The sequence below is a fragment of the Exiguobacterium sp. s26 genome, from assembly GCF_018618235.1.
In the GTDB taxonomy this organism is placed as follows: domain Bacteria; phylum Bacillota; class Bacilli; order Exiguobacteriales; family Exiguobacteriaceae; genus Exiguobacterium; species Exiguobacterium chiriqhucha.
Window position 1 is genome coordinate 48,343 of the sequence record NZ_JACSLS010000008.1, and the last position, 12,207, is coordinate 60,549.

The 12,207-nt window shown below is 54.0% G+C and carries 11 protein-coding genes; 6 read left to right on the forward strand and 5 right to left on the reverse strand.

Annotated features, from left to right (window positions below):
• Positions 1-6 precede the first annotated feature (6 nt).
• Positions 7-906, reverse strand: a complete 900-nt coding sequence (locus KNP82_RS12075; protein WP_214756671.1) for a 1,4-dihydroxy-2-naphthoate polyprenyltransferase — start codon at positions 904-906, stop codon at positions 7-9.
• A gap of 166 nt (positions 907-1,072) precedes the next feature.
• Here KNP82_RS12075 and KNP82_RS12080 point away from each other — a divergent pair, with 166 nt between their 5' ends.
• From KNP82_RS12080 to menC, 6 genes are read left to right on the forward strand one after another with little or no spacing between them, the layout of a single operon-like run.
• Positions 1,073-2,458 carry an isochorismate synthase gene (locus KNP82_RS12080; protein WP_058765741.1) on the forward strand — a complete coding sequence of 462 codons (1,386 nt, stop codon included), beginning with the start codon at positions 1,073-1,075 and terminating at the stop codon, positions 2,456-2,458.
• Positions 2,455-4,104 (forward strand): 2-succinyl-5-enolpyruvyl-6-hydroxy-3-cyclohexene-1-carboxylic-acid synthase, encoded by a 1,650-nt coding sequence (menD, locus tag KNP82_RS12085; RefSeq protein WP_214828149.1) that lies wholly within the window; start codon positions 2,455-2,457, stop codon positions 4,102-4,104. The genes KNP82_RS12080 and menD overlap by 4 nt, the downstream gene beginning before the upstream one ends.
• On the forward strand, positions 4,104-4,877 hold the full coding sequence (locus KNP82_RS12090) for an alpha/beta fold hydrolase (protein ID WP_214828191.1): 774 nt from the start codon (positions 4,104-4,106) through the stop codon (positions 4,875-4,877). The genes menD and KNP82_RS12090 overlap by 1 nt, the downstream gene beginning before the upstream one ends.
• The gene (gene menB, locus KNP82_RS12095) at positions 4,878-5,702 is read left to right on the forward strand and encodes a 1,4-dihydroxy-2-naphthoyl-CoA synthase (protein WP_021067784.1); all 825 of its coding nucleotides are present in this window, start codon (positions 4,878-4,880) and stop codon (positions 5,700-5,702) included.
• A 49-nt stretch (positions 5,703-5,751) separates the two neighbouring features.
• Positions 5,752-7,122 carry an o-succinylbenzoate--CoA ligase gene (gene menE, locus KNP82_RS12100; protein ID WP_214828151.1) on the forward strand — a complete coding sequence of 457 codons (1,371 nt, stop codon included), beginning with the start codon at positions 5,752-5,754 and terminating at the stop codon, positions 7,120-7,122.
• Positions 7,106-8,173 (forward strand): o-succinylbenzoate synthase, encoded by a 1,068-nt coding sequence (gene menC / locus KNP82_RS12105; protein WP_131472475.1) that lies wholly within the window; start codon positions 7,106-7,108, stop codon positions 8,171-8,173. Before menE ends, menC begins: the two co-directional genes overlap by 17 nt.
• Positions 8,174-8,222: 49 nt before the next feature.
• On the opposite strand, the gene map is transcribed toward menC, so the two are convergent.
• The 4 genes from map to cshA all read right to left on the reverse strand — a co-directional run bounded on the left by map (position 8,223) and on the right by cshA (position 12,075).
• Positions 8,223-8,972 (reverse strand): type I methionyl aminopeptidase, encoded by a 750-nt coding sequence (map, locus tag KNP82_RS12110; protein ID WP_021067787.1) that lies wholly within the window; start codon positions 8,970-8,972, stop codon positions 8,223-8,225.
• An 11-nt stretch (positions 8,973-8,983) separates the two neighbouring features.
• A complete protein-coding gene (locus KNP82_RS12115; protein WP_029596040.1) occupies positions 8,984-10,168 on the reverse strand; it encodes an EAL-associated domain-containing protein in 1,185 nt (394 codons plus the stop codon).
• Between the two features lie 45 nt (positions 10,169-10,213).
• The gene (locus KNP82_RS12120) at positions 10,214-10,465 is read right to left on the reverse strand and encodes a hypothetical protein (protein WP_021067789.1); all 252 of its coding nucleotides are present in this window, start codon (positions 10,463-10,465) and stop codon (positions 10,214-10,216) included.
• Between the two features lie 101 nt (positions 10,466-10,566).
• Positions 10,567-12,075: a degradosome RNA helicase CshA gene (cshA, locus tag KNP82_RS12125; protein ID WP_198922701.1), complete on the reverse strand. Its 1,509-nt coding sequence runs from the start codon at positions 12,073-12,075 to the stop codon at positions 10,567-10,569.
• Positions 12,076-12,207: the final 132 nt, after the last annotated feature.

The window sequence follows — 12,207 nt, forward strand, 5'->3', positions numbered from 1 at the left end:
TTTTATTTACGCGATGAATCGCGCGACCATCAAACCGATGACCATCCAAGCACCGAACAACGTGTTCACTTTTGCGGTCATCGCCATCGCTGGCATCAATTGAGCCGGTTCCTGTTTGATCCAAAAGCGTTTCACCGCCCGAATCATAATCGGAATGGTCAAGAGTGACAACAGCACCCAAGGCGTCACGCCAAACCCGACGACAGCGACGATAATGCCAATCAACGCCGCGATAAAGAATCCGGCTAAGACGAGAACCGCACGTCGATGTCCGACGAGACAGGCAATCGTTTTGCGCCCGTTCACTTTATCGTTATCTAAGTCGCGAATATTGTTCGCGAGCAAGATGGCCCCGATTAACAGCGCCATCGGGAACGACACGAGCAACAGCTCCGTCGTCACCGTTCCGATTTGGATGTATCCTGAAATCCCGATAATGACATACCCCATGAACAGACCGGCGACGAGTTCACCGAACGGTGTATAGGCGATGGGAAGCGGACCTCCTGTATAGAGGAACCCGACGACCATCGACAACACGCCGATCCAAATCAAGTGCCAGCTCGTCGAAGCGGCGATATAAAGACCGAGCACGGCCGCTACCCCGTACATCCCAAGGGCAATCCCGAGGACTTGGCCCGGTGTGAATCCATCGCGTACGATTGAACCACCGATTCCGATTGACCCTTCATGGTCGAGCCCGCGCTTATAATCGTAATACTCATTGAATAAATTCGTCGCGATTTGAATCAAGACCGAGGCGATGAGCATCGCCAGGAACAGTCCCCATTTCAATTCGACTTGCCCGAGGACGATGAACGTCCCTAACAGCACCGGTATGAAGCTCGCCGTCAATGTGTGCGGACGAATCATGCGCCAATAGGCACCTTTCTCTCTCTTCTTCATGCACTTCCCTCCCTTCGTTAGTTTACGTCTCTTTAAAAAAATCTGTCAATGCCCGTCGCTCGAACGGTTCCCTTCACTTTCCCGAGCATTTGACGGCCAGTTCTGCCGTGAAGTCATGATACACTAAAGAATGAGAATTCCATTGGATTGAGGAGGCTTTTCTTACATGCCAGATACTCAAACACACATTAAACAACGAATCGAGCAAGCCCATAAACGGGCACGTGCTTGGCAACGGCCGGTCTTGGCCTCCTACACGTGGGAGATCCCTTCGTTCGACGCGTTTCATATCATTCAAAATACCGAAACGTCCCATTATTATTTTTCGACACCCGACCGCTCCCTCGAGATGCTCGGATGTGCCGATGCGCTCGTGTTGACGGCTTCTGGCCCGGAACGGTTCCAACGGTTGCAATATGATTGGAGCCTGCACCGCCGGGACGTCGATGCGGTCATTTATGCGTTCTCAGGCTTCTCGTTCGACACGTTCATCCGCCCCCAGAAAAATATGTGGGAAGCGTTCGGCGAAGCGTCATTGGTCGTGCCTAAATTTTTATATCGCCGTTCGGGTGACAAACACACGTTGACCGTCTCGACACTCGTCTCCGCGAAACGTTCAGTCGAACAATATTTGATTCAACTGGCCGATCAGCTCGCCCAGTTCAACGCGTTGCACGCTCCCGACGAGCAGGCACCGACCTACTCTCAAGTGAAAGATGGCGTCGACCACTTCAAGTCGAGCTTCCAACAAGCCAAACTGAACATCTCGGAAGAACGCGTCGAGAAAATCGTCATCGCCCGTGAAGAGATATATCAAACATCAGAAGAGCCGTTCCCGTTCGCGACGACGTTACGCCATTTGTCAGAACATCAAACGGGCAGTTACGTCTTCTTATATCAACCGAAGCGAGAAATCGGCTTTTTCGGGGCGACCCCGGAGCGCCTCGTCAAAAAACAAGGACCGTACATCGAAACGGCAGCCATCGCCGGAACGATTAAACGACCGGACACAGAAATCGAGGCGGATGTAGCCAAACAGACGCTGTTGCACGATGCGAAGAATTTAGATGAGCATCAAATTGTCGTGAAGGACATTAAAAACGCCCTCACTCCATACGCGGCTACTATCAAGGCACCCGAAACGCCGCGTATATTAGAAAATCGCTCGGTGTTCCATCTGCATACACCGATTCAAGCGACGCTCGATACGAACGCGTCATTGCTGTCCATCATCGAGTCGCTCCACCCGACCCCCGCGCTCGGCGGTTCACCGAAACGGACGTCTGTCCGCTTATTGCGTGAGATTGAGCGCTTCGACCGCGGTTGGTACGGTTCGCCGTTCGGCTGGTTGAATACGGAAGGAGAAGGCGAATTCGTCGTCTCAATCCGATCCGCCCTCGTGCATCACCAATTCGTGGCGCTATACGCAGGCTGTGGAATCGTCCAAGAGTCTGAGCTCGAAGCGGAACTCGCCGAGACGGAAATCAAGCTCAGTCCAATCAAGCAAGCACTCGGGTTGGACAAAGTAAGCGCAGGAGGCAATCAAGCATGAATGAAACGTTAACGGATTGGGTCGCCCAGATGATGAACCGGCTCGTCGAACAAGGCGTCGAGGATATCGTCATCAGTCCCGGTTCGCGCTCGACCCCGCTGGCCATGGCCGCTTATCTTCATCCGAGCGTCCGTCATCATATCATCGTCGATGAACGTTCGGCCGCCTTCTTCGCTCTCGGCTTGACCCGCTCGACCTCATCGTTGCGACCGGTCGCGCTCATCTGCACGAGTGGCACCGCTGCGACCAACTACTTTTCCGCGGTGGCCGAGGCAAACATCTCGCAGTTGCCGCTCATCGTATTGACGACAGACCGTCCGCATGAACTACGGAACGTCGGCGCTCCTCAAGCAATCGATCAAGTCCGGCTGTACGGCGAGCACGTCAAAGCGAGCATCGACCTCCCTGTTCCTGAAGCTGCCAGCCAGCGCTACATGGAACAAGCGGTGACACGGCTCATTCGAACGAGCATGCACGCGCCGTTCGGACCAGTCCACGTGAACATCCCGTTCCGCGAGCCGTTATTGCCGGACATCGAACGCTTAACGTCACTGCTTGAAGGGGACACCGAATTGTCTGAACCGACCTATCTCAAACCGACAACAAGTGACGTCAACCGCTTCAAACGAGACATCGATGTTGACCGTCTCGCCTTCCTCGTCGGTCCCGGGACACCGGCGTCATGGCTTGAGCCGATTTATAAAGCGGCGCGAACGTATCATATCCCGATTTTCGCCGACCCGTTGAGCGGGATGCGCCGATTTGATCACGTGCTGACGAACTACGACACATGGCTCGCGAGCGAGCATCGGACGGAATGGACGCCTGACACGGTCGTCCGCTTCGGCGCCGCTCCCGTCTCGAAACGATTGAACCAGTGGCTCCAGGACGTCCCGTGCGTCTTGATTGAGCAACCGGGCTCGTTCCGCGACCCGTCAAATCATGCTACGGTCGTGTACGGAGATGCGATTGATTATGTAGCCGCCATCAACAAAAACTATGACGTCGACTTATTCGATCGGTTCGCGTTGTTCGAACAGATCACCGAATCCGCGAAACCTGCTTTGAGCGGAGAAAGTGCATTGACGCGTCATTTGCTAGCGTCACGTCTCGAACGCATCTTCGTTAGCAATAGCATGCCGATTCGTGATATCGATACGACACTTTCAGCCGGTCAGTCGATTGACGTCGTCGCCAACCGCGGGGCGAATGGGATTGACGGCATCATCTCGAGCGCGCTCGGTGCCTGTCACGATACGGACAAGGCTGCCCTGTTAATTGGCGACTTGGCGTTTTATCATGACAGCAACGCGCTCCAACTCGTCAAATCGCACCCAGGTACGTTCTCCATCGTCGTCGTCAACAACGACGGGGGCGGCATCTTCTCCTTCTTGCCACAAGCTTCGATTGCACCGCAAATGTTCGAGGACTTGTTCGGGACGCCGCTGCAGTTGAATCTACGTGGATTCGCTGACACGTACGGGCTCAGCTATCAACGGCTCGAGCAGCCTGAAGACGTCACGGCCGCCATCGAGGCGGGCGTCCAACTCATCGAGTTCCCATCCGACCGTACGACGAACGTGGCGGAGCACCGTCGTTGGACTGCTTCGCTCACGGACCGCTTGGCGACGGGGAATGAGTCGTGATGCGTCCGCTGCGAGGCGTCTCGTACGAGGTGCTCGAACGCGGCAACGGCCGGCCGGTCTTGCTGTTGCACGGCTTCACAGGAAACGCGGGATGGCTTTCCCGCTTCCCGGAACTACCCGTCCGACTCGTCGCCCCGACACTGTTGCAACATGGTGAAACGGGACATCAGCCGGTCGAGCGTACCAAGATGAGTCAACAGGTAAAAGACTTGTCGGCGCTACTCGATACGGACGAAGGTCCGTGGACGGTCGTCGGTTACTCGCTCGGCGGACGTGTCGGCATGACACTCGCCGCCTATGATGATCGAGTCACCCATTTTATCGGCATTAGCACGACGCCCGGACTCAGTGCGGCCGAGCGTCGACAACGCCGGCTTCAAGACGAAAAGCTCGCCGAATTCATCGAGCAAGCAGGACTTGAGGCGTTCGTCGACCGTTGGGAACAGCTTCCGCTCTGGCATCAGACTGATGAGATGCGTGCCGCACTCCGTCCTGAGCGGTTGGCCCAACATCCAGCTGCACTCGCGGACAGCCTTCGCGCTATCGGGACGGGCAGCATGCCGTCGCTCTGGCCGCTACTCGAGCGCTTACCTCGCACCGATTTGATTGTCGGAGAACACGATGTGAAGTTTCAACAGATTGCTCGGAACATGCAGTTGATCCGTCCCGATATTGAAATTCATGAAATTTCGGACGCATCTCATGCTCCACATGTCGAGAATGCCCAACAATTTGGTACAATGATAGAGAAATTGATTTTAGGGGGAATTTAAATGGAATCAGTAGCAAACTGGACATCGGTCCGCACGTACGAAGATATCAAGTACGAGAAGTGGAACGGCATCGCCAAAATCACCATCAACCGTCCGGAAGTACGGAACGCGTTCCGTCCACTCACGGTAAACGAGCTCATCGACGCGTTCGCACGCGCCCGTGACGATAAAGAAGTCGGTGCCATCATCTTGACTGGTGAAGGCGATCAAGCCTTCTGCTCAGGCGGCGACCAAAAAGTACGCGGCCACGGCGGCTACGTCGGTGACGACGAGATTCCACGCTTGAACGTCCTCGACCTTCAACGCTTGATTCGCGTCATCCCGAAACCCGTTATCGCCATGGTAGCCGGTTATGCAATCGGTGGCGGACACGTCTTGCACGTCGTCTGTGACTTGACGATTGCAGCCGACAACGCCCGTTTCGGTCAAACTGGACCAAAAGTGGGCTCGTTCGATGCCGGTTACGGTTCAGGTTACTTGGCTCGCATCATCGGCCACAAGAAAGCACGCGAAATCTGGTACCTCTGCCGTCAATACGACGCACAGCAAGCGCTTGACATGGGACTCGTCAACACGGTCGTCCCACTCGAGCAACTTGAAGCCGAGACGATCCAATGGTGCCAAGAGATCTTGCAACACTCTCCGACGGCCCTTCGCTTCTTGAAGGCAGCGATGAACGCCGACACGGACGGACTTGCAGGACTTCAACAGCTTGCCGGCGACGCGACGCTTCTCTACTACACGACAGACGAAGCGAAAGAAGGACGCGACGCTTTCAAAGAAAAACGCGACCCAGACTTCGGTCAGTTCCCGCGTTTCCCGTAAATCGACAAAGAGTAGCGACTTCGCTACTCTTTTTTTGGAGGTCCTGATGATGAATCGTTATGTGACACAACATCGACGTGACGCCATGGCACTCGTCACCGCGTCCGTCAGTTTGACCTGGGCCGAGTTAAGCGCGGAGAGTGCCCGTTTAGCCCACTTCTTGGAACGGGTCGCACCCGAAGCCCGCCATATCGGATTACGCGCTGCGAACAGCGCTGATTATGTCATCGCTGTCCATGCCATCCAGTTACTCGGAAAAGTGCTCGTTCCGCTCAACACACGGTTGACGATGAGCGAACTGGCAGGACAAATCGAGACGGCCGATATCGATGTATTGCTCGTCGATGAACCGATTGACCTGTCGATCACCCAATTCGCGTTGACGTCACGAGATGAGGCGTCACTCGCCACACCGCACGAGTGGGCAGACGATGAAGTCATGTCGCTCATGTTCACCTCAGGCACGACCGGTCGAGCCAAGGCCGTAAAGCAGACGTTCGGCAATCACATCGCGAGCGCCGAGGCGGCCAAGACGCGCCTCGGATATGGGATGAGTGATCGGATGCTCATCGTCACGCCACTCTTCCATATGAGCGGACTCGCCCAAGTGTATCGGAGCGCCCGTTTCGGTTCGACATTATACGTCGAACCGAGGTTCGATGTCGTCCAGACACTCGAGTTGATTGAGACGGCAAGAATCACCCACATCTCGCTTGTCGCCGTCATGCTTCAGCGTCTCCTCGACGCAGGTCTTTCCCGCCATCAGCTACGACTTCTGCTCGTCGGTGGTGGTCCCGTACCGCGCCCGTTGCTCGAAGAAGCCGAGCGGCGGCAGTTACCGGTCGCCCAGACGTACGGAATGACGGAGACGTGTTCGCAAGTCGCGACGCTCTTGCCATCCGAGGCGCTCGCCCACATCGGTTCGAGCGGTCAATCGATTGCGCCGACCCAACTCCGTATCAATGCGGATGGGGAGATTGAAGTGAACGGACCGACGGTGACCCCTGGTTACTATAGACAGCCAGAGGCCGACGCCTGGACGCCCGACGGCTATTGGCAGACCGGTGATCTCGGCACAATCAAGGATGGTTACTTGTACGTCCATGACCGTCGCAGTGACTTGATTATCTCTGGCGGCGAGAACATTTATCCAGCCGAAATCGAGAGCGTGTTATTGCGTTGCCAGGGCATTCAAGACGTAGGGGTCGTCGGTCGTCCCGACCCGACTTGGGGAGCGATACCTGTCGCCTTCACGGTCGGTACGTTCGATTTCGATGAGGCAATTCAGCTGTTGCACGACCATCTGGCGTCTTATAAACATCCGAAAGCATGGATTGCCGTCGACGAGTTGCCTCGTAACGCCAACGGTAAATTGATGCGTCATCGCTTAAAGGAGGCTGACCATGATTCGTCGCGCTGAACTGTATATCGTCCCCCTCACGTTCAAACATCCGATTGTCACCGCCCACGCCGTGTTGACGACGAGACGGACGGTCATTCTCCGTCTGGAGACGGTCGACGGTGTTGTCGGCTACGGGGAAGGTGTCGCGTTCGAGACGCCATGGTATACGGCTGAGACCGTCCGCTCCGTCATCGATACGTCCGCTTTAATTATCCAACTGTTGAAAGGAATGACGTTGTCCGCCGCCTCGTTCGGTACCCATGTCAGCTCCATCATCGGCCACCCGATGGCGAAAGCGATGTGGGAAAGCGCTCTATGGGAGGTGGAAGCGGCCCGCGCGAATCAGACATTAAAACAATACGTCCAAGCCGGCGACACCGTGGCCTGTGGCCGGACCATTGGCATCGGTCTGCTCAGTCAAACATTGAACGCCATCGAGTCTGCGCTCGCGTCCGGATTCGACCGGATCAAGTTAAAAGCGTCCCCGCATGAACTACTCCCTGCGCTCGGCGAAATTCGGAACAATTTTCCGGACGCCCCGCTCATGATTGATTTGAACGGAAGTGGCTCCGAGCAACCGCTTGACTGGTTTGAGGCGTTAGATACCTACCGTCTCTTGATGATTGAGCAGCCTTATCCGAGCACACATTGGGTCGAGACAGCAGACTTGCAGGCACGGCTCACCACACCGATTTGTCTCGATGAATCGATCAGTTCGGCTCAAGACGTGGCGACGATGCATCGACTTCGAGCCGGTCGCATCGTCAATATCAAACCGGCCCGCGTCGGCGGCTGGAGCGAGGCACTCGCGATTCGCGATAGCGGCACCCCCTACTGGGTTGGTGGTATGTATGAGTCCTCCATCGGCCGTTATCACACGCTCTTATTCGCCTCAATGAGCGGAGCCGCCTACCCGGCCGATATGGCCGGGACGAGCGCTTACTTCGAGACCGATTTGCTCGATACCCCGCTTGAGGTCGAGAACGGACAGTTGATGCTTCCCGACCAGGTCGCACCGGATTGGACGACAATCGAGCAACTGAGCGAACAGACAGTTCGACTCCTGTAAAAACTCCGCAAAAAAAGCGGCAGACCTCGCGTCTGCCGCTTTTTCATCGTTAACGGAATGTGCCCGTCAACACTTCATAGCCGTCTTTCGTGACGACGACCGTGTGCTCGAATTGAGAGACGAGGCTGTTGTTCGGGGTGAACAACGACCAGCCGTCTTCTTCCGATTGATAGACGATTTCGTCTTGCGTCGAGATGAATGTCTCGACGGCAATGACTTGACCTTCCTTCAAAATGTCGTTCTCTTCACGACTATAATAGTTCGAGATCGTCTCCGGCTCCCCATGAAGGGTGCGCCCAAGACCATGGCCCGCTAAGTTGCGGATGACCGTGAAGCCGTTCTTCCGGGCATCGGCATAAATCGCCTTGCCGATTTGGTTGACCTTGACGCCCGCCTTCACTTTGCTGAGACCCGCTTCGAGCGAGGTCAATGACACTTCGACCAAACGCTCGTGTTTAGCCGATTTCGGTGTGCCCGCGATGACCGTACGCCCAGTGTCGGCATAGTAACCATCCTTCACGGCCGAGACGTCGACGTTGACCACGTCGCCGTCTTGGATGACGAGGTCACCTGGAATCCCATGGGCTGCGACTTCATTGATGGAGATACACGTATAACCCGGGAACTCATACATCGTGATTGGGGCCGAGGCGGCCCCTTCCGCTTCCAAAATACGTTGTCCAATCTCATCCAACTGTTTCGTCGTCATGCCCGGTTTGACCGCTTTCGCCATCTCGTCGCGCGCCAAGGCGACAATCCGTCCAATCTCACGCAATGCATCGTAATCATAATCTAACATCGTTTTCCCTCTCAATCTAATAGTCGATTTTGATATAAGAACTCTTCTGATAAATCCGCAAACAAGAACATGCCATCCGGTAACGGATAACTGAACGTCCGTGTCACTTCGTTCGAGCTGAAGTCACGATAATCCTCGGACAAGTAGCCTCGTCCGCGCACGTCCATCGCCGCCATCGTGCGAATGAAGTACGGCCGGAAACTCCAGTTATAGCCGCGATACGTATTGTCGACTGTCCAATTTGACTGCGCCTGATAGACGTTCGCGCTCGTCTGGAACCCGGTTTGGTCCGTCAAATAGTAGCGGACGAACGTTCCTTCGAGTTTCGGCGCAATATGGAGCAACCATTCATCTTTTTTATCGCGCGACCACTTCCCGCTTTGGACGAGGTCGTGAATTTGTTTATGGAGTTCGAACTCAAGCTCATACAATCGCTTGATCCGCTCTTGATCGTGCAAGAAGAATGACGGCACTTCTTGTGTCAAGACGCTCATGCCTTTCGCTTCGCGCGGCGGTGTCGCATCACCTTGACCCAGGAGTCCACCCATATAATAACGTCCGCCATGACGCCACGCATAACGCAGCTGCCCGAGGTGATCAATTGATTTGTACAAGAGCGGAGCCCCGAGACGGGAAGCGATATATTCCATCGTCTGAAGCATTTGCGGATACGTGACCGATAACGTCTTCTTCTCGACCATCGTCGCCAAATCGACGAGTAGCATCTCAGGCGCCACCGTCATGATATCTTCAATGCTTGTCGACTCAGCGAAGTCGAGCGCGACTTTGACACCGGACGAACGATAATATTGGACGACTCGTGACAAACGTGACACGTCGACGAGGTCAGTCCCTTGAAGTGTCACATAAATGCGATGGAGCGGGAAGTTCAACTCCCGCAGCGGGGCCAAAAACGCCTCGCCGCCTTGATCGAGAATCCATTCTGACCGACATCGGAACGTGACGAATTGCGTTTCGTCCCGCAACTGTTCGGCGGCAAGACGCTCCATGCGTTTAGCGATGTCGAGCTGATACTCCAGCGGAACGTCATCGTCATAAAAGAAAGGGGTGAGCGATTCGCCCCTGAACTGCCCATGCACCATATACCCCTCTACTTGAAAGGTAGCAGCCCCGAGAATCGGTTCAAATGTCACTTCGACTTCCTCTGGGTTCATCATCACATCCACTGCATCCACCTTGATCACCTCGTCTTTTTTTCTAAACACGAAAGCGAGCTGGGCTCAGCTCGCTCGTGTATGCACATACATATAGGCACCGAAACAAGCAATGAAATATACGATACTCATTACACCGTACCCGATTCCCATCTTCCCACCGACGCCGATGGCCATCACCAGCCAAATCATGGCGCCGAACAGGAGCGTGGCGACCGGGATATATCGGAAATTCGGACGCTCGGTCCGCGTTATAATCGGTTTCAAAGCCAGGACGCACGCCAATAGTATGACGAGACCAAAACCTAGTTCAATCATCCGTTGACACCTCATTTTTCTGTCTCTACTCGTTTAGTGTAGCATGACACCAAAAAAAAAACCGCAAATCCACTTAGGGAGATGCGGTTTTGGGTTATTGATTAGTCACGCGGACGGCGTGGGCCACGGTCGTCTGAACGACGACGGTCTTCTCCACCCGTGCGTTTGCCACGGTATCCACCGCCGCCACCGCTACGTCCACCACGGTCACCGCCGCCACGACGTTCGCCGCCGCCACTGCGATTTCCACGGTATCCACCACGGTCGTTGCGTCCACCTTGACGTTTGACGCGAACTGGTTCTGCATACGAGATTTCAACCGGAGTTGAATCTGGCTCTTTCGTCAATCCACGAAGTGCCGCTGCGAGAAGCTCGACTGCTTCGTATTCTTCAAGAAGCTCAGTCGCAAGTTGCGTGTAAGCTTTGAAGTCGCCCGCTTGTACACGTTCGATCAAATCTTCAGCCGATTGCTTTTGGTTGCCCTCAAGCACTTCTGCGATTGTCGGAACGTGACGACGGTTCATCTTCTTGTTTGTTACGCGTTCGATTGCTTTGACTTGACCGAATTCACGTGGCGTGATGAACGTAAGAGCTGTACCTGTTTTACCAGCACGGCCTGTACGTCCGATACGGTGCACGTAGCTTTCCGGGTCTTGTGGGACGTCAAAGTTGTAAACGTGTGTAACGCCTGTGATATCAAGACCACGTGCCGCTACGTCTGTTGCGACCAAGATGTCAATCGTGCTGTTTTTGAAGCGACGAATGACTTGGTCACGTTTTGATTGCGTTAAGTCACCGTGAAGACCATCAGCCGTGTAACCACGTTTGATCAGTGCTTCTGTCACTTCGTCAACACGTTTCTTCGTACGAGCGAAGATGATGCTGAGTTCTGGTGAGTCGATGTCGATCAAACGGCAAAGCGTATCGAATTTTTGGCCTTCGCGCAATTCGAGGAATTGTTGGTTGATGTTCTCAACTGTCATTTCCTTCGCTTTGACTTTGATGATTGTCGGCGACTTCATGAAGCGCTCAGCAATCTTCTTGATTTGTGGTGGCATTGTTGCAGAGAAGAGAAGCGTTTGACGTTCAGCCGGAAGGCCTTTCAAAATCATCTCGATATCTTCAACGAAGCCCATGTTGAGCATTTCATCTGCCTCATCCAAGATCACTGTTTGGATCTCGTCGAGTTTGATCGTCTTGCGTTTCATGTGGTCCATGAGACGTCCAGGTGTCGCAACGACGATTTGTGGGTTCTTTTTCAAACCACGGATTTGGCGGTCGATTTGTTGACCACCATATACTGGAAGTGCGTAAACGCGCTTCGATTCACCAATTTTGTTCAATTCTTCTGCAACTTGAATCGCAAGTTCACGTGTCGGTGCAAGAACAAGTGCTTGGACTTGACGTGCCTTTGTGTCGATTCGCTCAATTGTCGGAATACCGAAAGCTGCTGTTTTCCCTGTACCTGTTTGCGCTTGACCTAATACGTCCACTCCTGTGAGTGCGACAGGAATTGTCTCAGCTTGGATCGGTGTAGCTTCTTCGAAGCCCATTTTGAGTACACCTTTTACTAATACTTCACTTAACTGTAAATCTTGGAATTTTGTCAAATTATATTCTCCTTTTTTCATACAAAAAACGTCTGAGGTTTAGTTCTACAGACGTTTTTACAATGTTTCCTCGTAGTCAACTCTTACTACTATAACGCATTTGTTTCTAAAATGAAAGAAATACATTCTAAA

Coding starts and splice junctions, on each gene's coding strand:
- menE (WP_214828151.1), top strand. CDS start 5,752: ATGAATCGTTATGTGACACAACATCGACGTGACGCCATGGCACTCGTC.
- KNP82_RS12120 (WP_021067789.1), bottom strand. CDS start 10,465: ATGATTGAACTAGGTTTTGGTCTCGTCATACTATTGGCGTGCGTCCTG.
- menD (WP_214828149.1), top strand. CDS start 2,455: ATGAATGAAACGTTAACGGATTGGGTCGCCCAGATGATGAACCGGCTC.
- menC (WP_131472475.1), top strand. CDS start 7,106: ATGATTCGTCGCGCTGAACTGTATATCGTCCCCCTCACGTTCAAACAT.
- map (WP_021067787.1), bottom strand. CDS start 8,972: ATGTTAGATTATGATTACGATGCATTGCGTGAGATTGGACGGATTGTC.
- KNP82_RS12090 (WP_214828191.1), top strand. CDS start 4,104: ATGCGTCCGCTGCGAGGCGTCTCGTACGAGGTGCTCGAACGCGGCAAC.
- menB (WP_021067784.1), top strand. CDS start 4,878: ATGGAATCAGTAGCAAACTGGACATCGGTCCGCACGTACGAAGATATC.
- KNP82_RS12080 (WP_058765741.1), top strand. CDS start 1,073: ATGCCAGATACTCAAACACACATTAAACAACGAATCGAGCAAGCCCAT.
- KNP82_RS12075 (WP_214756671.1), bottom strand. CDS start 906: ATGAAGAAGAGAGAGAAAGGTGCCTATTGGCGCATGATTCGTCCGCAC.